We start from the raw sequence: 20,656 nt of genomic DNA on the forward strand, positions 1-20,656 counted from the left end.
TGGCTCACCTCCTGGGGAGCAGCAAAGAACGGTGCCATTCGAAAAAGACGGGAAGGATGGAGCGCAGCACACGGAAGGCCGACATTCCACCGCGCAAAGTAGCAATTCGGACAAGTTCATGTTCTGGAGCGTCCACGATCACCCGGACGGCCGCAACCGGACGGTCGCCGCCGCGGGTCGCCGCGCGCAGGGTCGCGGCGGATTCCATGTCCACCGCGACGGCGCCCCCGGCACGCAGCCCGGCCCGCTCCGCGCCGCGTACGACGTGGTCGGAGCCGCGCAGCAGGCCGGTGTGCACGGTCAGGCCGCGCTCCTTGAGGGACCGCAGCAGCGGCTCGTTGTCGGAGCAGGGCACGTCCGGCGCGCCCGGCAGATGGCCCCGCGCGGCCTCGGCGACGACCACGTCCCCCGGCCGCATCCCGGGGACCAGGCCGGCGCAGAACCCGGTGGCGACGACCGGCGCCCGCTCGGTGACGGACCCGTACCGCAGCGCGTGCGTGACGGCGTCCGACGCCGCCCGCGGGCCCATTCCGGTACGGAGCGTGACGACGGGCGCGGTCGCCCCGCTGCGGTCGCCGCCGCGCAGCGCGAGCCGTTCGATGCCGAGCGCGCAGGCGACCAGCAGCGGCGGCGGCGCTTGCGGCGGGGCGGGCCGGCCGTCCTGGCCGGTGCGCCTGCCGTGCGACGCCGCCATCAGGCGCCCTGGGACGCGCCGGCCGGTCCGCCGTTGACGTAGCGCCCCAGGGCCGTCAGCGGGAAGACCTGCCGGTACAGGTGGTAGTTGATGGAGAAGTCCCAGGGGAAGCCCGTACCGGTGAAGTACGGCTCGTCCCAGGACCCGTCGGCGCGCTGCGTGGCGGCCAGCCAGCGCACCCCGCGACCGACCGCCTCACTCTCCCGCTCGCCCGCCGCGAGCAGCGCCATCAGCGCCCACGCGGTCTGCGAGGCGGTGGACGCGCCGCGGCCCGCCCACGCCTTGTCCCGGTAGGAGCGCTGGTCCTCGCCCCAGCCGCCGTCCTCGTTCTGGACCCGCTCCAGCCAGCGCACGGCGCGGCGGACGGCGGGGTGCGAGGCGGGGATGCCCGCGGCGGCCAGGGCCGGGAGCACCGACCCGGTGCCGTAGACGTAGTTGGTGCCCCAGCGCCCGAACCACGAGCCGTCCGGCTCCTGTTCGGCCAGCAGCCAGCGGACGCCGCGCCGCACCCGCGCGTCGTGCGTCAGGCCGGCGTCGGCGGCCATCTCCACGACGTGCGCCGTGACGTCGGCCGACGGCGGGTCGATGACCTCGCCGAAGTCGCAGAACGGCAGCCGGTTGGGGAACGGGCTGGTGTTGTCGGCGTCGAAGGCGCCCCAGGCCCCGTTCTTGGACTGCATGCCCAGGTTCCAGCGCACGGCGCGCCGTACGGCGGCGTCGACGCGCTCCGGGTCCGGGTGCTGGATGCGGCGCAGCGCGAGGACGACCTCCGCGGTGTCGTCGATGTCCGGGTAGTTGTCGTTGTCGAACTCGAACGCCCAGCCACCGGAGGGCAGTTGCGGCCTGCGTACGCTCCAGTCGCCCGGCCGGTCGATCTGTTCGGCGAGCATCCAGTCGGCCGCCTTGACCAACTGCGGGTGGTCGGCGGGCAGTCCCGCGTCGGCGAGCGCGATGGCGGCCAGGCAGGTGTCCCAGACCGGGGACTGGCAGGCTTCGACCATGCGGACGGGCTCGCCGTTCGCGTCCTCGCGCCAGACGGCGAAACGGTCCAGCGACTCCAGCCCCTGGCGCAGCACCGGATGCCGGAGGTCGTAGCCGAGCAGGTGCAGCGCGATGACCGAGTAGACGGCCGGCGGCTGGATGCCGCCCCAGCAGCCGTCGTTCTCCTGCCGCTCGATGATCCAGGCGGCCGCCGCCCTCATGGCCGCGCGGCGCAGCCTGCGCACGGCGACCTTGCGGTACTGGTGCAGGCCCTTGTCCAGCCGCTGGAAGAGACCGTCCCAGCTGGTGGCCGGGGCGAGGGGCTGGCGCGGGTTCGGGTCGGCGGGGTCGGTGTGCAGCTCGTCCAGGGCGAACGGCGCGGGGCGTACGGGGCGCTTGGCCGAGACGATCGTCAGTGCCACGATCGTCTGCCGGGCCCAGCACCCGAAGTCGTAGATGTTGAGCGGGAACCACTTCGGGAAGTAGATCAGCTCGGGCGGCAGTTCGGGCAGGTCCTCCCACCGCCACCAGCCGAAGAGCGCCAGCCAGATCCGGGTGAAGACCCGGGAGGCGGCGATGCCGCCGCGCTCGCGGATCCAGGTGGCGGCCCTGGCCATGTGGGCGGCGTCCGGCGCGTCGCCGGCCAGCCGGAGGGCGACGTACGCCTCGATGGTGGCGGACAGTTCGCCGGGGCCGCCGTGGAAGGTGGCCCAGGTGCCGTCAGCGCGCTGCTCGCCGCGGATGTGGCGGGCCGCGGCCTCGGTGGTGCGCGTGTCCCCGATCCCCAGGAACTGCCGCAGCAGCAGGTCCTCGGCGTCCATGGTGACGTTGGTCTCCAGGTCGCCCTTCCACCAGCCGGCCTCGTCCTGGACGGACAGCAGGTAGTCGGTGGCGCGGGCCGTGGCGCGCCGGGCGGCGGCCGCGGTGCCGTCCGCGGCGGCCTTCTCGTGCGTGGTGTCCTCAGCGGTGGCATCGCTGGCCGAAGGGGCCCGGGGCGGCAGCGCCCCGGTGCTTCCGTCGGTCGTCGCTGTCATGGCTTCCCCTTCTGCAGTGAACTGTGAAGCGTGCTCAGGGATTCCGTCGGCCGGCGCCCGGGCCCGTGTCGGGAAACGGGCCCCTGCGACTGCGGTTCGGGAGCGCCGGCCGGCGACTGCGATCTAGATCGGGTCGATGGCGATCATCTCTCTCGTACGACGACGAAGTCCGCGAGCGCGACGAGCTGCGCGCGGACCGGTGCGGGCATGTCCACCTCGTCCAGTGCGGCGATGGCGGTGGTGTGCTGGCGGCGGGCCTCCTGGGAGGTCCACTCGCGGCCGCCGGCCTCCTCGATGAGGGCCGCGCGGGAGGCGAACTCCTCCTCGGTGAAGTCCGCGATCTCGTCCTCGCTCTTCTTCGCGTCCGCGGCGAGGATGCCGGCGAGCCGTTCGGCGGCGGGGTTGTCGGCCGCCAGGGCGGCGACGACCGGCAGCGACTTCTTGCGCTGGCGCAGGTCGCTCCAGGTCTGCTTGCCGGTGGCCTCCGGGTCGCCCCAGATGCCGAGCAGGTCGTCGACGGCCTGGAAGGCGAGGCCGAGGTGGTAGCCGTACTTCTCCAGGGTGTCGGCGGTGCGGTCGTCGGCGCCGCCGAGGACGGCGCCGACCGAGACGGCGCAGGCGAGCAGCGCGCCCGTCTTGTTGCCCTCCATCTCCAGGCACTCCTCGACGGTGACCCGCTCGCGGTGCTCGTAGGAGATGTCCTGGGCCTGGCCGTCGATGAGCTTGCGGGTGGCCGTGGTGAGCCGGCGGGTGGCGCGGCCCGCCTCGACGGTGCCCAGTTCCAGCAGTATTTCGTTGGCGAGGGCGAACAGCGCGTCGCCGACCAGGATGGCCTGGGCGGGGCCGTGTACCTTCCACACCGTGTCGCGGTGGCGCCGCTGCTCGTCGCCGTCCATCAGGTCGTCGTGCAGCAGCGAGAAGTTGTGGACCAGTTCCACGGCGACGGCGCCGGGGACGCCCACCTCGGGGGGCTGCCCGGCGGCCTGGGCCGAGAGCAGCGCGAGCGCGGGGCGTACCGCCTTGCCGCCGTCGCCGTCCGCGGGCCGCCCCGCGGCGTCGATCCAGCCGAAGTGGTACGCGGCGACGGTGTCCATGGGGGGCGCGAGCCGGGCCACGGCGGCACGCAGCACGGGCGTGGCGAGCTGCCGCCCGCGCTCCAGCAGCGCGGTGACGGTCTCGGTGTCGATAGCTGGGGAAGCCGGGTGCACGGTTTCTCCTCTGTTTCCGGTGCTCGTGCTCGTGCGAGAGCTCGTACTCGTGGTCATGCCGCCTCCTGGGGCAACTGGCCCTGGGGGAAGCCGAGTTCGGTGAGTGCCTCGCGAACGGCTCCGAGGCCGCTGCGAACAGCGCTTTCCATGGTCGCGGGCCACCCGGTGGCGGTCCACGCACCGGCCAGGTACAGGCCGGGGGTCTTGGTGCGGGCGGCGGGCCGGAGCCGGCCGACGCCCGGGGTGGGGGCGAACGTCGCGGTGCGTTCGCGGGTGACGAAGAAGTCGCGGACGACGGCGCCGCGCGCGGCGGGCAACAGCCGCTCCAGCTCCGGCAGGTAGCGCTTGCGCAACTCGGCCACCGGCCGGTCGATCTCGTCCTGCGCTGCGGACTGCGACACGGCCAGGTACTGGCTGCGGGCGCCGCCGGGCAGCGCGGCGAGACCGGATGCCTCCGTACGGTCGAAGACCCACTGGACCGGCGAGCCGAGGGCCGCGAAGAACGTCCCCCGCAACGGACCTGACGGTCCGGGGGGCGCCCCCAGCTTGAGCACCGGCCGGTCGTAGACGACGTGCAGGTTCAGGATCGGCGCGGTGCCGATGTCCAGCAGCCGGTCCTGGTCGTCGAGGCTGCCCTCGGGGAGCAGGCCGTGGGTCTCGCGCTGCGGCAGGGCCAGTACGACCGTTCCAGCGTCCAGCTGCTCACGGCCGTGCGGGCCGTTCTCCACGGTCACCCGCCAGGCACCGTTCTCCGTACGGGCCAGGGCGCTCGCGCGGGTACGCAGCTCGACGCGGACGCCCGCCTTCTCCAGGGCCTCGCGCGCGAGCGTGTCGTGCACGTCGCCGAGCGGCACCCGGGACCAGCCGATGTCGGCGGCGCCGTTGTCGGAGAGCAGGCCGGTCTTGAAGACCTTGGCGGCCAGGCCCAGCGAGGCGTCGCCGGCCCGCGCGTTGAGCGTCGCGACGCCGACCAGGTCCCACAGCGCCTCGACGGCGCGCGGCGACTGGCCGTGCCGGGCCAGCCAGGAGGCGAAGTCGACACGGTCCAGGGCGGGGTCCTCGGGGTCCAGCTTCTTCAGGGCCAGCGCCGCCCGGCCGACGTTCGCCCGCTCGGCGAGCGTCAGGTGCGGGTACATGGCCAGGCTCTTCGCCAGGTGCAGCGGTACGGGCAGGCCGGTGCGCCGCAGCCGGCCCAGCCGCAGCCCTTCGGCGTCCAGCACGGGGACGTCCATCCGGTCCTGGAGGGGCACCAGGCCGCGGCCGCCCACCCGGTCGAGGAACCCGCCGTACGCGGTGCAGCAGCGCAGGTAGACGTGCTGGCCGTTGTCGACGGTCAGCTCCCCCACCGCCGAGTCCCGGCGGAAGGAGAAGACCAGCCCGCCCAGCCGGGGCCGCCCCTCGAAGAGGGTGACGCGCAGCCCCGCGTCGGCCAGCGCCAGCGCTGCCGTGATACCGGCGAGACCGCCCCCAATGACCACCGCAGCCGCCCCATCGGGGCGGCCTGCCTCATGTGCATCGTGCCGGTCGGGCCGCATCGGTCCCGATGTCATTCGCCCTCCCTGATTACTGACGTCAGGGACGCAGTGGACGGGCGGAGGGTTGCCCGCCGCTTGTTCCGTCGTACGGCCCGTGAGCTGGGCTCCCCCGCCTCGCCCGTCTCCTGGCACCTCATCCGCGCCTCCTGGCCGGCGGCCTGCCCGCCGCCCTGGCCGCCTGGCGGCGGCCGATGGCCCGCGCGTCGAACCCCGACAGGCCGCGTACGGCCACGAACGCCTTCTCCCGGCCGGGCAGCGAGACCCGGCCGCGCAGCACGGCCGCCGGGTCCGCCGCGATCCTCGACAGGAGGCGGTGGTAGATGCCGGCCATGGCGGCGACGCAGGCACCGCTGCGCCGGTCGAGCATGGGCAGCAGCCTGAAACCCTGGTCAAACAGCGCGCGGGCGCGCCTGACTTCGAAGTGGACGAGTCCGGTGAAGTCCGCTCCGGGCGGCGGGACCGGACTGTGGAAGCCCACCGCGCAGCCGAACTTGGCGAGGTCGTCGGAGGGGAGATACGTACGGCCGTTTCCGGCGTCCTCGCGAACGTCTCTCAGGATATTGGTCAGTTGCAGGGCCAGCCCGAGCGTATCGGCGTACTCGGCGGCGCGTTCGGCGTCCGGCGCGCCGGACACGGTGCCGAACACTCCCAGGGAGAGCCGGCCGATCGCCCCCGCGACGCAGCGGCAGTAGACCTTCAGGTCGTCCCAGGTCTCGTACGTCTCGCCGCGCACGTCCATCAGGACGCCGTCGATCAGCTCGTCGAGCCCGCCGAGCGGGATCGGGAAGCGCCGGGACGCGTCGGACAGCGCGACCGCGACCGGGTCGGTGTCGTCCTCGTCGACCGCGCCGTCCTGGATACGCCCGAGCAGGGCGCGAGTCTCCTCCAGGCGCTGCTGCTTGGCGGCGGGTGCGAGCACGCCGTCGCCGATGTCGTCGACCCGGCGCGAGAAGGCGTAGAGCGCGGACATGGCCTGCCGCTTGTCGGCCGGCAACAGCCGGATGCCGTAGGCGAAGTTACGTGCCTGCTGCCCGGTCACGGCCTCGCAGTAGCGGTACGCAGCGAGCACCGGCGCGGACGTGTGTGCGAAATCCTCCACGGTCCGACTCACCCCTCTCTTCGCAATGTCGCCCCCACCTCGCGCAGCAGACTGAGCTTGGTCGGCTTGGGCGGTCCAGGGAGTACGTCGTGGTCGGCGGCGGCGACCGCCCGGAGTGCGGCGCGTCCGCCGGCGACGAAGCCGGCGAGCAGCAGTTTGAGCCTGCCGTGGACGCTACCCACCAGCGGGGTGCCTTCATTCAGCAGTTCACGGGCGCGTTCCGCCTCGTACGCGATCAGCGCACGCACCGGCGCGCCCCCCGTGCGGGCGGCGAGGTCCGCCTCCGTGACCCCGAAGCGCCGCAGGTCCTCGCCGGGGAGGTAGATCCGGTCGCGGGCGAGGTCCTCGGCGACGTCCTGGAGGTGCTCGACGATCTGCAGCCCCGTGCAGACGGCGTCCGAGCGCCGGACGCGCTCGGGGCTGGTGGTGCCGGTGATGCCCAGGACGAGCCGGCCCACGGGGTTGGCGGACAGCTCGCAGTAGGCGAGCAGGTCCCCGTACGTGGGGTAGCGGCCGACCCGCTGGTCCTGCCGGTTGGCCTCGATCAGGCGCAGGAAGGGCTCCGGCGTCAGACCGCAGCGGCGCACGGTCGGGCCGAGGCGGCGCATCAGGGGATGCAGCGGCCCCGGGGCCCGGTCGCCGAAGACGCGGTACAGGTCCGCCTCCAGCGCGTCGAGCAGCGCGACGCGGTCTCCGCCTTCGCCCGCGGCCGAACGGTCCAGGCCGAGGAGTACGGCGTCCTCGCCGCCGGGCGCGAGGTCGCCGTCGCCGATGTCGTCCACGAGCCGGGCGAAGCCGTAGACGGCCATCAGGTCCCGCCGCCAGGCGCGGGGCAGGAAGAGCGGCGCCACCGGGAAGTTCTCGTGCGCGGCCTTGGCCAGGACGGTGCGCGACGCCGCGTCGCCCCGGCCGTCGTCCGGCGCCCCGGGCCGGACGGGGACGCCGCGCGCCCGCGTCATCCCTCGGCTCACCGGAGGCTGCCCGGCGCGTTTCGGAGCCGGAGAGTTCCAGTAGCCATTGCCGTCACGCCTCCCGTTCTACACCGCCAAGCCAAAACATCCCATTTCGGACACGCCGCATGCTGCGACCGGCCCGATCGGACCCCGATCGCCAGGACGGGTAAGCATTGCCCGACTTGTGCCACTTGTGCTGTTCAGTACCCGTACAGCTTACGCCGTACATCTCTCCCGCGTCCGAGGGGGTACCGAACCGCGAAGCAACGATCCGGTCAACATCCAGCCAGCCCGAACTGTTCCCGAATCCAGCGGAGTTGACCAACTGTTAACGATCAGCAGACCCGCGGACAACCTTCGGCGGCCGGCCCGCCAACGATCAACGGCCCCCGCGAGCCGGACTCGCGGGGGCCGTGCGGCGCGCTGCGGGCTACTTGCCCGTCTCCTTCTCGTACGCCTTGATCACTTCGTCCGTCGGGCCGTCCATCATCAGCTCGCCCTTCTCCAGCCACAGCACCCGGTCGCAGGTGTCCCTGATCGACTTGTTGTTGTGACTGACCAGGAAGACCGTACCGGCCTCCTTGCGCAGCTCGCGGATGCGGGCCTCCGAGCGCTTCTGGAAGGCACGGTCGCCCGTCGCCAGCGCCTCGTCGATCATCAGGACGTCGTGGTCCTTGGCCGCCGCGATGGAGAAGCGCAGGCGCGCCCCCATGCCGGAGGAGTACGTGCGCATCGGCAGCGAGATGAAGTCGCCCTTCTCGTTGATGCCCGAGAAGTCCACGATGCTCTGGTAGCGCTCGCGCACCTGCTCGCGGGACATGCCCATCGCCAGACCACCGAGGATGACGTTCTTCTCGCCGGTCAGGTCGTTCATCAGGGCCGCGTTCACGCCCAGCAGCGACGGCTGGCCGTGCGAGTAGACCCGGCCGCGCTCCGCCGGCAGCAGGCCGGCGACGGCCTTGAGCAGCGTCGACTTGCCCGAGCCGTTGGAGCCGATCAGGCCGATCGACTCGCCGCGGTAGGCGGTGAAGCTGACACCCTTGACCGCGTGCACCTCGCGCACGCCGCTGGAGGGCTTGCGGCGGATGATGCGGTTCAGGGCGGCGGTGGCGCTGCCCTTGCCCGCTCCGGTGCCGTACACCCGGTACACGATGTGCAGGTCGTCCGCGATCACGGTGGGGACGCGGTTCCCGTCCGCCGTCTGCACGGCGTCCTCTTGCTCAGCCACGGCCGTACCGCTCCTCAGCCTTCCAGAAGTACACGAAGCCGGCGATGCCCATCACCAGCGCCCAGCCCAGGGCCAGCGGCCACACGTGCGGGGGCAGCTTGTCCGAGGTGAAGCTGTCGATCAGCGCGAAGCGCATCAGGTCGATGAAGATCACGGCCGGGTTGCAGTCCAGCAGGACGTGCACGAAGGCGGGGACCGCCTTCTCCTTGAGGATCACGTCGATGCTGAACATCACGCCGGACGCGTACATCCACGTCCGCATGATGAAGGGCATCAGCTGCGCGAGGTCGGGGGTCTTGCTGCCCAGCCGGGCCATGACCATCGCGAGGCCGGTGTTGAAGACGAACTGCAGCACCAGGGCCGGGATCGCCAGCAGCCAGGACCAGGTGGGCACCTGGCCGTAGCCCAGCAGGATGAGGACCAGCACGCCCATCGAGAAGAGCAGCTGCTGGAGCTGCATCAGGCAGAACGAGATGGGCAGGCAGGCGCGCGGGAAGTGCAGCGCGCGCACCAGGCCCAGGTTGCCGGAGACCGCGCGGGTGCCGGCCATCACCGAGCTCTGGGTGAAGGTGAAGATGAAGACGCCGGTGACCAGGAAGGGCACGTAGTCCTCGACACCACGGCTGGTGCCGATCAGCAGGCCGAAGATGAGGTAGTAGACGAGCGCGTTCAGCAGGGGCGTCACCACCTGCCACACCTGGCCCAGCTTCGCCTGGCTGTACTGCGCGGTCAGCTTCGCGCTGGAGAAGGCGCGGATGAAGTGCCGCCGGTCCCACAGCTGCCGCACGTACTCCGGCAGGCTGGGCCGCGCGCCGCTCTGCGTGAGCCCGTACTTGCGGGCCAGCTCGGCACGGGACAACCCGTCGTCGGGTGTTGGCGGGGCACTCATGGCGACCGCACTGTCGTGCGTAGTCTCGCTCACTGTTGACACTTTCGTCCTCAAGGTGCGCTGCCGGGGTCGCGCCCCGGGTTCGCGCCTGATGCTCTCAGATACGAGCTTGTCAGATGACGGGAGGGCGGCCCAGCCGGGTCAGGCGCCAAACGGTACGCCACTTCATGGGACGCCTGGGACCACAGGGAGTGGCCCAGCCCTCCTTGAAGCCGCCCAGCCACGCGCGCAGCGCGGGCCGCGAGGGGCGCCGGGCGAGGGTGAGCAGGAACCAGACACCGAGATAGACCGGAACCAGCGGAGCCGGCAGGTTGCGGCGGGCCAGCCAGACCCGGTTGCGGGCCACCATGCGGTGGTAGACCGCGTGCCGGCTGGGGGCGTGCGTGGGGTGCAGCAGCACCATGTCCGACCGGTAGTCGATCATCCAGCCCGCGTCCAGGGCCCGCCAGGCCAGGTCGGTCTCCTCATGGGCGTAGAAGAAGTCGTCGGGCAGCCCGCCGACCTCCTCGAAGACCTTCGTACGGACCGCGTTGGCGCCGCCCAGGAAGGTGGTGACGCGGGAGGACCGCATCGGGTCGGAGGCGCGCAGCCGCGGCACGTGCCGGCGCTGCGTCTCCCCCGTCTCCGGGTCCGCGATGCGGAAGCTGATGATGCCCAGCTTCTTGTCGCGGGCGAACGCCTCACGGCACAGTTCGGCGGTGTCCGCCCGGTCCAGCAGCCCGTCGTCGTCCAGGAACAGCAGCACGTCCACCTCGCTGCCACCGGGACCGAACGCCTCGATGCCGACGTTGCGCCCGGCCGGGATGCCGACGTTCTCCGACAGCTCCACGGTCCGTACGCCCTCGGGCAGCGCCGGCAGCGGCGAACCGTTGCCGACGACCACGACCTCGATGTGCTCGCCGTGCTGCTTGGCGACCGAGTCGAGCAGCGCGCGCAGCTCCTCTGGGCGGTTGCCCATGGTCAGGACGACAGCGCCGACCTTCATCTCCTTCGCCCCCGTCATTTGAGCCTGCTGGAGGCGAGGATGGACACGAGGTGGAGCAGCGTCTGGAGGAGCGCGATCCCCGCCATCACCGCGACACCGAGCCGCGAGAAGAACAGGTCGCCCCTGGCCGAGTCCACGATCGCCAGGACCAGGATCACCAGCGACGCCTCGATCCCGAGGATCAGCCGGTGGAACTTGAGCGCGGCGGCGGCCTTGCGGGCCAGCGCCATGCCGGACGAGCGCGGCTCGGACGCCGCCTCCTTGACCGGCGGCAGCCCGCCCTGGTGACGGGCCACGCCGACCAGGTCGGTCTCGGCCTTGATCAGGATCGCGCCGAGGGCGGCGAGGGTGCCGAGGAAGGCCCACAGCCAGTCGATCCGCCCCGAGCCCCACAGGTCGGCGGCGCGCAGCCCGAAACCGACCAGTACGGCGGCGTCGGTGAGGTAGGCGCCGACCCGGTCCAGGTACACCCCGCCCAGCGAGAACTGCTTCTTCCAGCGGGCGACCTCGCCGTCGACGCAGTCGAGCAGCAGGTAGAGCTGGACCATCAGCACGCCGAGCACGGCCCCCCAGATCCCCGGCACCAGCAGGGCCGGGGCCGCGAGGACGCCGAAGAGGGTCATCACATAGGTCAGCTGGTTGGGCGTGATCCTGGTGTTCACCAGGTACCGGTCGCAGCGCAGCGAGATTTCCCGCATGTACAGGCGCCCGGCCCAGTGCTCACCGCTGCGCCGGTCCTTGACACCCGCGGGGTGCACGACCGGGCGGAGTTCAGCTACTGACGGCTTGTGCATAGTCGGCGTATGCGTCCCTGATCTGGTCGGTGGACAGGTCGAGGTGTTCGAGGATCGTGTAGCGGCCGGGGCGGGTCTGCGGCGCGAACTCGACGGCCTTGACGAACTCCTCGTCACTGAAGCCGATCTCGCCGGGCGTCACCGGCAGGCCGTGCCGCCGCAGCACCTCGATCATCAGCCCGCAGGTCTCCTTGTCCCCGCGCAGGTGCGTGGCGAAGGCGGCGCCGAGGCCGCACTGCTCGCCGTGGCTCGCCGCCCGCTTGGGGTAGAGGATGTCGAAGGCGTGGTTGATCTCGTGGCAGGCGCCGGAGGCCGGGCGGCTGTCGCCGGCCACCGACATCGAGATGCCGGTCAGGACCAGGCCCTCGGCCAGCACCTGGAGGAAGCCGTCGTCGCCGACGCCGCCGGGGTGGCGCAGCACGGCCTCGCCGGCCTGGCGCGCCATGGCGGCGGCCAGCCCGTCGATGTTCTCGCCGGTCTCGCGGTGCGAGAGCTCCCAGTCCGCGACGGCTGAGATGTTGGAGATCGCGTCGCCGATGCCAGAGCGTACGAAGCGGACCGGGGCCTCGCGGATGACGTCGAGGTCGATCACCACGGCGATCGGGTTGGGCACGCCGTAGGAGCCGCGGCCCGCGTCGTTGTCGAGGGTGGCGACCGGCGAGCACAGGCCGTCGTGCGACAGGTTCGTCGCGACGGCGACCAGCGGCAGCCCGATGCGGGCCGCCGCGTACTTCGCACAGTCGATGATCTTGCCGCCGCCCAGGCCCACGACCGCGTCGTAGTGGCCCTTCTTCATGGCGTCGCCGAGCTTGATCGCGTCGTCCAGCGTGCCGCCGCCGACCTCGTACCAGTCGGCGCCGGGCAGCGCGGGGCACAGCCGCTCCCGCAGCCGGGCGCCCGAGCCGCCGCTGATGGCGACGGCCAGCTTCCCGGACGCGGAGATGCGCTGATCGGCCAGCAGGCCCGCCAGGTCGTCCAGTGCGCCGGCGCTGATGTCAACGACGACCGGGGACGGAATCAGGCGGGTCAGTACCGGCATGCGATCTCACGGCCCTTCGCGAGGTCGTCGTGGTTGTCGATCTCGACCCACGCGACCTCGCCGATCGGCGCCACGTCCACCTTGAAGCCGCGGTTGACCAGCTCCTGGTAGCCGTCCTCGTAGTACAGGTCGGGGTCGCGCTCGAAGGTGGTCTTCAGCGCGTCCGCGAGCTCCTCGGCGGCCGAGCCCTCGATGAGGGTGACGCCGATGTACTCGCCGGTGGCCTCCGCGGGGTCCATCAGCTTGGTGATCTTCTGGACGCCCTTGTCGGGGTCCACGACGACCTTCATCTCCTCGTCGGCCAGGTTCTTGACCGTGTCCAGCGCGAGAATGATCTTCTTGCCGTCGCCGCGGGCGGCGAGCAGCGTGCGCTCGACGGAGACCGGGTGCACGGTGTCACCGTTGGCGAGGATCACGTCGTGCTTGATCGCGTCCCGGCCGCACCACAGGGAGTAGGCGTTGTTCCACTCCTCGGCCTTGTCGTTGTCGATGAGGGTGAGCTTGAGGCCGTACTTGGCCTCCAGGGCGGCCTTGCGCTCGTACACGGCCTCCTTGCGGTAGCCGACGATGATCGCGACCTCGGTCAGACCGATCTCGGCGAAGTTGCCGAGCGTGAGGTCCAGGATGGTCGTGTCACCGTCCACCGGCACCAGGGCCTTGGGCAGGGTGTCGGTGTAGGGACGCAGACGCCGTCCGGCGCCGGCGGCCAGCACGAGGCCGATCATGCGGGTTCTCCTTCATCGTGTACGGCGGGTGCTCCGGAGGACACCCAGAAGCGGATGCTCTCCACGAGCACCAGCAGCGCCAAAACCAGTGCCAGGACCGTCAGCGCGATTGTGAAACCTGAGCCGTGCAGCAGGGCCGCCAGGAGGACGACGAGCAACGTGCGCCCCTCGTGCCCGCCGGCCGCCCGCACCAGCCATCGCGGCGGGGCCCCCGTGCCGACGCGGATGCGGTAGACGGTGTCGTAGTGATGGTAGGCGACCGCCGCGACCAGGCCGAACGCCGCGGGCAGCGCCTGGTCGGCGTCCGAGCGGGCCGCCACGACCAGGATGGCCACGTACTCGCCCGCCCGGAACAGCGGCGGGACGAGCCAGTCGAGCGGGCCCTTGAGCGGGCGGGCGACGGCCTGCCCGGAGAACAGGGCGTAGATGACGGCGACGATCACGGTCGTCCACGTCACGGGCTCGTCCTGGAAGATCACCCAGGTCAGCAGGCAGGCGGCACCGAGGAAGGCCATCACGGGGGCGGTGAAGGCACCGCCGCTGCCGCCCCGGGCGAACAGCCCGGCGAGCGGCCCGGAATCGGCCAGGTCGGCGAGTGCCGCCGCGGCCCGGTCGGTCCGTCGGGCGCGCCGCGTCAGCGAGCGCAGCACCCGGCCCGCCGTGGTGTAGCAGGCGGCCAGGGCGCAGCCGACGAGCAGCGCGTAGAAGACGATGCGCGGGGTGGTGCAGGCGGTCAGTACGGCGATCATGGCCCAGCGTTCGCCGATGGGCAGCACGATCATCCGGCGCACCCACACCGTCCAGCCGACGCTGTCGAGCCGGTCGGACAGCGCCGCGGTGGGACTGGTGTTGCCGGTGGCGTCGTGATTCGCCTCGTTGAAAGAAAAGTCGACAACATGCCGGCAGGTCTGCAAGACCATCGCGCCCAGGGCCAGCACCCAGACGTCATCACCACCACGCGCCGCACCGAGCGCGAGGCCCGCGTAGTACGCGTACTCCTTCGCCCGGTCGAAGGTCGCGTCGAGCCAGGCACCCATCGTCGAGTACTGGAGCGAGTAGCGGGCGAGCTGCCCGTCGGTGCAGTCCAGGACGAAGGAGAAGATCAGGAGCAGCCCGGCGGCGATGAACCCGCCACGGCTGCCGGTGGCCGCACAGCCCGCCGCGACCACCGCGGTGAGCAGCGACGCCGTGGTGACCTGGTTGGGCGTCAGGCCGCGGCGCGCGCACCAGCGGGCGAGGTAGCGGGAGTACGGGCTGATGCAGAAGGTCGTGAAGAACCCGTCACGGGCCTTGACCGCGGTACGCAGCCGTACGGCCTCGTCGTCGACGGCGGCGACGGCCTCCTCGGCCGTGGCGCGCTCGGCGGGCGTCAGCGGCACGGTCGCGACCAGGCTGCCCAGCTCGACGCGCTGCGGCGCGGCGTCCCCGGCCGCCAGGGACTCGGCGAGCGCGTCGGGCAGGACGTCCACGCGGTAGCGGGTGCCGGGCCCGGCGGGGACCGCGGCGGCGGCGCGCTGGAGCGCGGCGCGCGCCTCGGGCTGCGCGGTGACGGCGCCCGGCACGGCCGCGGCCGGGAAACGCGGGTCGGTCAGTGCCAGCCGGAGGCTGTGCAGGTGGCCCACGAAGCGGGGATCGACGACGGCGACGCGTTCATCGGCCGGAACCGCGGCGAGCACGTCGGCCACGGCCGCGGCACCGTCCGCCGTACGGACGTCGAAACCCAGCGAGCGCAGGTCGGCTTCGAGCGGCGACCCGGCGACCGGCTGACCGGTGAGGATGGCGGTCGACAGACGAACTCACTCCTTGGAAGCTGGCAAGGCCGCGCCGGTCGGTCCGCATTCGATACGGGCTACCCGGGCAGCGGGCGTGGCACACCTGGGCCCCCGAGGGGGTGGGTGGGCACGTCGGCAGAGGCTATCGGATCGCCGGATGCGGCCGTTCACCGCGCATTCACCGCTCGACCGAGTGACCGACGGCTGCGCCTGCCGCGATCATCATGGTGGATCAACGCACTCAGGAACAACTGACGCCCGGCCGACGCCCCGACATCGTGCCGGTTATGCGGTGATTCGCGCGTTGTGGGCGGAATGCCGGGGGGGGTGTTGGGGGTGGGTGGGGCTGAGGTGCGGGGGGGGGGGAGCTGAGGTGCGGGGGGGGCTGAGGCGGGGGTTGAGGTGGGGGGCGGCGGGCGGGGCGGCCGCCCTACAGGTCAAATCGAACCTCACGTTCCCCCACCGGGGGCTTACCCAGCGGACGCGCACGGGAAGCGCAGCGAGGCAGGCACGAGGCGGGGGGGGCGGGGGCGCCGAGGCTGGGGTGCCCGGAGTGGGCGGGGAGGGAGTGGGGCGGGGTGGGGGTGGGGCGGGGGGTGCCCAGAGTGGGCGGGGCTGAGACGCGGGGGGGGCTGAGGCGGGGGAGGCTGGGGTGGGGGGCGGTGGGCGGGGCGGCCGCCCTACAGGTCAAATCGAACCTCACGTTCCCCCACCGGGGGCTTACCCAGCGGACGCGCACGGGAAGCCCGGCGGGGCGGGCACGAGGCCGGAGAAGCCCGGCGGGGCGGGCACGAGGCCGGGGCGAGCGGGCCGGCGGGCGGGGAGTGCTGGTCGCGGCGGGCCGCGGGAGAATGCTGCACGACCTCCGGGGCTGCCCGGGCGGCCGCTTCGCCGTCGAACCTTGCACCTTCCAGCTCGAACCGCATGGGCACGCGGTGCACGAGGCGACGCTCTGCCACTGATGCGGGCGCAGCTAGGGCAGACTTGAGCGGGCGAGGAGACCGACGACAAGGATGGGCATGCCGATCACACCTGCCAACGGACAGACCGCCGGGACCACGGCGGCGAACCCCCCGGGTGCCGCCGAACCGATCTTGCTGGAGCTGGTCGACGAGGACGGTACGACGATCGGCACCGAGGAGAAGCTCACCGCGCACCAGCCCCCCGGTCTGCTGCACCGGGCGTTCTCGGTCTTCCTCTTCGACGACCGGGGGCGGCTGCTGCTGCAGCGCCGGGCGCTGGGCAAGTACCACTCCCCCGGTGTCTGGTCCAACACCTGCTGCGGCCACCCCTACCCGGGGGAGACCCCGTTCGCCGCCGCGGCGCGGCGCACCGCCGAGGAGCTGGGCCTCGCACCGACCCTGCTCGGCGAGGCCGGTACCGTCCGCTACAACCACCCGGACCCGGAGTCCGGGCTGGTGGAGCAGGAGTACAACCACCTGTTCGTGGGGCTGGTGCAGGCCGTGCCGGCGCCGGACCCGGACGAGGTCGGCGAGGTCGCGTTCGTGACGCCGCAGGAGCTGGCGGAGCGGCACGCGCAGGCGCCGTTCTCGGCGTGGTTCATGACCGTGCTGGACGCGGCCAGGCCCGCCGTGCGGGAGCTCACCGGACCCGCGGCGGGCTGGTAGTCCCGCCCACCGGGGCGAGCGGCAGTTCGGCCCAGACCGCCTTGCCGCCGCTCGCCGTGTGCTGCACGTCGCACTTGCCGCCCGCCTCGACCGTAAGCATTTTGACCAGCCACAGGCCGCGGCCGCCGACGTCTCCTTCGTCCGCCTCGACGGCCTTGGGGCGGTACGGGTGGTCGTCCTCGACGGCGACCCTGACCCAGTTGGCGCCGACGGTGACCTCGACGGTGATTTCCGGGGAGAGCAGCGCGGCGTGCTGCACGGCGTTGGTGACCAGTTCGGAGACGATCAGCAGCAGGGCGTCGACGATCTCGTCGGCGGCCGGTACGCGCTGTGCGGCGAGCAGGTCCCGGACCGCGTGGCGCGCCTGGGGTACCGACGACTGGAGTGCCGGTGCGGTGAAGCGCCAGACACCTTCGTACGCGAAAGGGGAGGCCAGCTCCTCGGGGGGTTCGGCGGGGGGTCCGGAAGGCATCCTCACCCTCCGAGTGTTGGTACTGAGTTGGTCCGTACCGACCCGCTGAACAGAAGTCAGCCTGTATCGACGCCTTCTGACCGGTTCCGCAATCAGTGATCGTCTCTACGACTGGTCCTGATCTTTTTGTTTGCTGTTCAAGGACTGTCCGGCAGCGGCAGAACCGCCCGCCACCATGCCGACGATCCGGCGGCCGCCGACGCCCATGGCGATCAGGCCGAGCCCGTCGAAGAGCAGTGCGAGGGAGAAGAAGCAGCCGATCACGTACCGGCTGCTGTGCGGCCAGTCGCCGAGCACCAGCACGCCCAGCAGGATGCCGAAGGCCCCCTGCACCAGCGTCCAGCCGAACTGCGGCCCCCGTACGACCGCGCCGCCGACCAGCCGGAAGACGCCGCCGGTGAGGAAGAGCAGCGCCGCGAACATCGTCAGCCCCGCCGCCGCGACCTCCGGCTGCCGGATGACGACCACGCCCGCCGCGATGTTCAGCGCGGCCACGATCACCGCGAGCCAGAAGAAGCCGGAACCGCGCGACTGGATCGCGTGCAGCAGCCCCACCACGCCGCCGACCAGCAGCAGCCAGCCGAAGAGCAGCATCGAGGTGAGGGTGGCGAATCCGACGTACGCCAGGCCCACCAGGCCCGCGATCACCAGGACGGCCCCGAGCGCCGCCAGCAGGCCGAAGCTGCGTTTCAGCTCGCCCGCCGGCCGTGTCCCCCGGGCCGGCTCCCGCGCCGGGGGCTCCGAGAATCTGCTTCTGCCGGCCATCACGGCCCTCCTCACAGACGCCTTTGTCCCGGTATACCTCCTCTGGATGCATATGGCAGCGCATACAAACGACAGCAGGCCCGGCGCTTGAAAAGCGCCGGGCCTGCCGCGGAAGTAGCGGGGACAGGATTTGAACCTGCGACCTCTGGGTTATGAGCCCAGCGAGCTACCGAGCTGCTCCACCCCGCGTCGGTGAACCCGACTCTACGGGGCGACGGGGCCGCGTGCCAAATCCGCCGGCCGGCCCCGGCTTGTCACACCGTCCGTTCGGCGACCCGCCCGGACGCCACCTCGACGCGGCGCGTGGTGTCCACGGCTTCCAGCATCCGCCGGTCGTGCGTCACCAGCAGCAGCGTGCCGCGGTAGGAGGCGAGCGCGGACTCCAGCTGCTCGATCGCCGGCAGGTCCAGGTGGTTGGTCGGCTCGTCCAGGACCAGGAGGTTCACGCCGCGGCCCTGGAGGAGGGCGAGGGCGGCGCGGGTACGCTCGCCCGGCGAGAGCGTGGCGGCGGGCCGCAGTACGTGGGCCGCCTTGAGCCCGAATTTGGCGAGCAGCGTCCGTACGTCGGCCGGGGACATCTCCGGTACGGCGGCGCGGAAGGCGTCCGCCAGCGGCTCGTCGCCGAGGAAGGCGCCGCGGGCCTGGTCGACCTCGCCGACGACGACGCCGGGGCCCAGGGAGGCGTGCCCGGCGTCCAGCGGCAGCCGGCCCAGCAGGGCGGCGAGCAGCGTGGACTTGCCGGAGCCGTTGGGGCCGGTGATCGCGACCCGGTCCGCCCAGTCGATCTGGAGGTCCACCGGGCCGAAGCGGAAGTCCCCGCGCCGGACCTCGGCGCCGCGCAGGGTGGCCACCACGGCGCCCGCGCGGGGTGCCGCGGCGATCTCCATGCGCAGCTCCCACTCCTTGCGCGGCTCCTCGACCACCTCCAGGCGGTCGATCATGCGCTGGGTCTGCTTGGCCTTGGCGGCCTGCTTCTCGGTGGCCTCGACCCGGGCGTTCCGGCCGATCTTGTCGTGGTCGGTGGCCTTGCGGCGGGCGTTCTTGACGCCCTTTTCCATCCAGTTGCGCTGGAGGTGGGCGCGGGCCTGGAGGGCGGCCTTGGTGTCCGCGTACTCCTCGTACTCCTCGCGGGCGTGCCGCCGGGCCCGCTCGCGCTCCTCCAGGTACGACACGTACCCGCCGCCGTAGGTGTTGACCTGCTGCTGCGCGACGTCCAGTTCGACGACGCGGTCGACCGTGCGGGCCAGGAACTCGCGGTCGTGGCTGACCAGGACGGTGCCGGCGCGCAGGCCGGTGACGAACTCCTCCAGCCGGGCCAGTCCGTCCAGGTCCAGGTCGTTGGTGGGCTCGTCCAGCAGGAAGACGTCGTAGCGGGAGAGCAGCAGCGAGGCGAGGGAGGCGCGGGCGGCCTGGCCGCCGGACAGGGAGGTCATCGGCTGGTCGAGGCCGACGGCCAGGCCGAGCTGCCCGGTCGTCTCCTCGGCGCGTTCGTCGAGGTCGGCGGCGCCGAGCGAGAGCCAGCGCTCCAGGGCGGTGGCGTACGCGTCGTCGGCGCCCGGCTTTCCGTCGACCAGGGCCTGGGTGGCGGTGTCCAGGGCGGTCTGGGCCGCCGTGACGCCGGTGCGGCGGGCGAGGAAGGCGCGTACCGACTCCCCTGGGCGGCGGTCGGGCTCCTGGGGGAGGTGGCCGACGGTGGCGGTGGGCGGGCTGAGGGCCAGCCGGCCTTCCTCGGGGGTGTCCAGCCCGGCCAGCAGGCGCAGCAGCGTGGACTTGCCGGCGCCGTTGGCGCCGACCAGGCCGACGACGTCCCCGGGGGCGACCACCAGGTCGAGGCCGGAGAACAGGACGCGCTCGCCGTGGCCGGCGGCGAGGGACTTGGCGACGAGGGTGGCAGCGGTGTCAGACATCAGACCGTCGATCGTATCCGGCTGCCCGCCGGCCGGTCGCTCTAATATCCGGGGCATGGAACCGGGCATCGTCACGCACGTCAGCGGCGGCACAGCGACCGTCACCCTCGGCAACCCCGCCAAGCGCAACGCCATGACGACGGGGATGTGGCGGGAACTGCCGCCGCTGCTGGAGCGGCTGGCGGCGGACCGTGCCGTACGGGTGCTGGTGCTGACCGGTGCGGGCGACACTTTCTGCGCGGGCGCGGACATCGGGTCGCTGCGCGGGTCGGCGGGGGCGGGGAAGGGGCTGGCGACGGCCGCCGAGGAGGCGCTCGCGGCGTTCCCCAAGCCGACGCTGGCGGCGATACGCGGGTATTGCGTGGGCGGCGGCTGCCAGCTGGCGGCGGCGTGCGATCTGCGGTTCGCGGAGGAGGGTGCCTTGTTCGGGGTGACGCCCGCGAAGCTGGGGATCGTCTACCCGGCGTCCGCGACCCGGCGGCTGGTGCGCCTGGTGGGGCCGTCGGCCGCGAAGTACCTGCTGTTCTCCGGTGAGCTGATCGACTGTGCGCGTGCGCTGCGCACGGGGCTGCTGGACGAGGTGCTGCCGGCGGGCGGGCTGGACAAGCGGGTGGCCGGGTTCGCGGCCGTACTGGCGAGCCGGTCGCAGCTGACGCAGGCCGCGGCGAAGGAGTTCGCGGACGGTGCCGCCGACGCGGAGCGGGAGGCCCACTGGGAGGCCGAGGCGCTCGGCAGCGGCGACACCGCGGAGGGTGTCGCCGCTTTCCTCGAACGCCGGACGCCGCGTTTTACCTGGTCGACGGGGTGATGTGGGCCGCAGGGAGGCGTTCGGGCCACGTCTTCGTCCACCGCTGGCGTCGGGCGCCTTCCCCCGAGACGCCGGTTCGACCGACACCAGGGAAGCTACCGGCGGCGGGCGGCCGGAAAGCAGCCCGTTACGTGTCCGCT

At 72.4% G+C, this 20,656-nt stretch carries 18 protein-coding genes and 1 tRNA gene; 2 read left to right on the forward strand and 17 right to left on the reverse strand.

Annotated elements, in window-relative coordinates; translation table 11 throughout:
* Positions 1-4: 4 nt before the first annotated feature.
* The 13 genes from ACH4OW_RS08875 to ACH4OW_RS08935 form a co-directional block, all read right to left on the reverse strand.
* Entirely contained in the window at positions 5-694 is a 690-nt protein-coding gene (locus ACH4OW_RS08875; RefSeq protein WP_398026132.1) for a 1-hydroxy-2-methyl-2-butenyl 4-diphosphate reductase, read from the reverse strand.
* Complete coding sequence (shc, locus tag ACH4OW_RS08880; RefSeq protein ID WP_398026134.1) at positions 694-2,709, reverse strand: squalene--hopene cyclase; 2,016 nt, start codon at positions 2,707-2,709, stop codon at positions 694-696. The genes ACH4OW_RS08875 and shc overlap by 1 nt, the downstream gene beginning before the upstream one ends.
* Before the next feature lie 143 nt (positions 2,710-2,852).
* On the reverse strand, positions 2,853-3,974 hold the full coding sequence (locus tag ACH4OW_RS08885) for a polyprenyl synthetase family protein (protein ID WP_398026135.1): 1,122 nt from the start codon (positions 3,972-3,974) through the stop codon (positions 2,853-2,855).
* On the reverse strand, positions 3,971-5,467 hold the full coding sequence (gene hpnE / locus ACH4OW_RS08890) for a hydroxysqualene dehydroxylase HpnE (protein WP_398026137.1): 1,497 nt from the start codon (positions 5,465-5,467) through the stop codon (positions 3,971-3,973). The genes ACH4OW_RS08885 and hpnE overlap by 4 nt, the downstream gene beginning before the upstream one ends.
* Before the next feature lie 118 nt (positions 5,468-5,585).
* On the reverse strand, positions 5,586-6,563 hold the full coding sequence (gene hpnD / locus ACH4OW_RS08895) for a presqualene diphosphate synthase HpnD (protein ID WP_398026139.1): 978 nt from the start codon (positions 6,561-6,563) through the stop codon (positions 5,586-5,588).
* Positions 6,560-7,510 (reverse strand): squalene synthase HpnC, encoded by a 951-nt coding sequence (hpnC, locus tag ACH4OW_RS08900; RefSeq protein WP_398026141.1) that lies wholly within the window; start codon positions 7,508-7,510, stop codon positions 6,560-6,562. The genes hpnD and hpnC overlap by 4 nt, the downstream gene beginning before the upstream one ends.
* A 424-nt stretch (positions 7,511-7,934) precedes the next feature.
* Positions 7,935-8,732, reverse strand: a complete 798-nt coding sequence (locus ACH4OW_RS08905) for an ABC transporter ATP-binding protein (RefSeq protein WP_360123353.1) — start codon at positions 8,730-8,732, stop codon at positions 7,935-7,937.
* Positions 8,725-9,654 carry an ABC transporter permease gene (locus ACH4OW_RS08910; protein WP_360123356.1) on the reverse strand — a complete coding sequence of 310 codons (930 nt, stop codon included), beginning with the start codon at positions 9,652-9,654 and terminating at the stop codon, positions 8,725-8,727. Before ACH4OW_RS08910 ends, ACH4OW_RS08905 begins: the two co-directional genes overlap by 8 nt.
* A 79-nt stretch (positions 9,655-9,733) precedes the next feature.
* Positions 9,734-10,606 carry a glycosyltransferase gene (locus tag ACH4OW_RS08915; RefSeq protein WP_360124189.1) on the reverse strand — a complete coding sequence of 291 codons (873 nt, stop codon included), beginning with the start codon at positions 10,604-10,606 and terminating at the stop codon, positions 9,734-9,736.
* A 14-nt stretch (positions 10,607-10,620) separates the two neighbouring features.
* Positions 10,621-11,400, reverse strand: a complete 780-nt coding sequence (locus ACH4OW_RS08920) for a CDP-alcohol phosphatidyltransferase family protein (protein WP_360123359.1) — start codon at positions 11,398-11,400, stop codon at positions 10,621-10,623.
* Positions 11,378-12,439, reverse strand: coding sequence for an iron-containing alcohol dehydrogenase family protein (locus ACH4OW_RS08925; protein WP_360123362.1), 1,062 nt, complete (start codon positions 12,437-12,439; stop codon positions 11,378-11,380). The genes ACH4OW_RS08920 and ACH4OW_RS08925 overlap by 23 nt, the downstream gene beginning before the upstream one ends.
* Positions 12,427-13,164, reverse strand: a complete 738-nt coding sequence (locus tag ACH4OW_RS08930; RefSeq protein ID WP_360123365.1) for a phosphocholine cytidylyltransferase family protein — start codon at positions 13,162-13,164, stop codon at positions 12,427-12,429. The genes ACH4OW_RS08925 and ACH4OW_RS08930 overlap by 13 nt, the downstream gene beginning before the upstream one ends.
* Positions 13,161-14,954, reverse strand: a complete 1,794-nt coding sequence (locus ACH4OW_RS08935; protein WP_398026633.1) for a DUF5941 domain-containing protein — start codon at positions 14,952-14,954, stop codon at positions 13,161-13,163. Before ACH4OW_RS08935 ends, ACH4OW_RS08930 begins: the two co-directional genes overlap by 4 nt.
* A 1,001-nt stretch (positions 14,955-15,955) precedes the next feature.
* Here ACH4OW_RS08935 and idi point away from each other — a divergent pair.
* Entirely contained in the window at positions 15,956-16,564 is a 609-nt protein-coding gene (idi, locus tag ACH4OW_RS08940; protein WP_360123368.1) for an isopentenyl-diphosphate Delta-isomerase, read from the forward strand.
* Here idi and ACH4OW_RS08945 read toward each other — a convergent pair.
* From ACH4OW_RS08945 to ACH4OW_RS08960, 4 genes are all read right to left on the reverse strand, one after another.
* Positions 16,539-17,036 (reverse strand): ATP-binding protein, encoded by a 498-nt coding sequence (locus tag ACH4OW_RS08945; protein WP_360123371.1) that lies wholly within the window; start codon positions 17,034-17,036, stop codon positions 16,539-16,541. The two genes, idi and ACH4OW_RS08945, sit on opposite strands and share 26 nt — an antisense overlap.
* Before the next feature lie 105 nt (positions 17,037-17,141).
* Positions 17,142-17,801 (reverse strand): HdeD family acid-resistance protein, encoded by a 660-nt coding sequence (locus ACH4OW_RS08950; protein WP_398026145.1) that lies wholly within the window; start codon positions 17,799-17,801, stop codon positions 17,142-17,144.
* 115 nt (positions 17,802-17,916) lie between these two features.
* Positions 17,917-17,990, reverse strand: a tRNA-Met gene (locus ACH4OW_RS08955).
* A gap of 65 nt (positions 17,991-18,055) precedes the next feature.
* Complete coding sequence (locus ACH4OW_RS08960; protein ID WP_398026147.1) at positions 18,056-19,708, reverse strand: ABC-F family ATP-binding cassette domain-containing protein; 1,653 nt, start codon at positions 19,706-19,708, stop codon at positions 18,056-18,058.
* Between the two features lie 55 nt (positions 19,709-19,763).
* On the opposite strand from ACH4OW_RS08960, the gene ACH4OW_RS08965 reads away from it, so the two are divergent.
* Positions 19,764-20,516: an enoyl-CoA hydratase/isomerase family protein gene (locus ACH4OW_RS08965; protein ID WP_398026149.1), complete on the forward strand. Its 753-nt coding sequence runs from the start codon at positions 19,764-19,766 to the stop codon at positions 20,514-20,516.
* Positions 20,517-20,656 lie beyond the last annotated feature (140 nt).

The sequence above is a fragment of the Streptomyces sp. NPDC017056 genome, assembly GCF_044332485.1.
Lineage (GTDB): Bacteria > Actinomycetota > Actinomycetes > Streptomycetales > Streptomycetaceae > Streptomyces.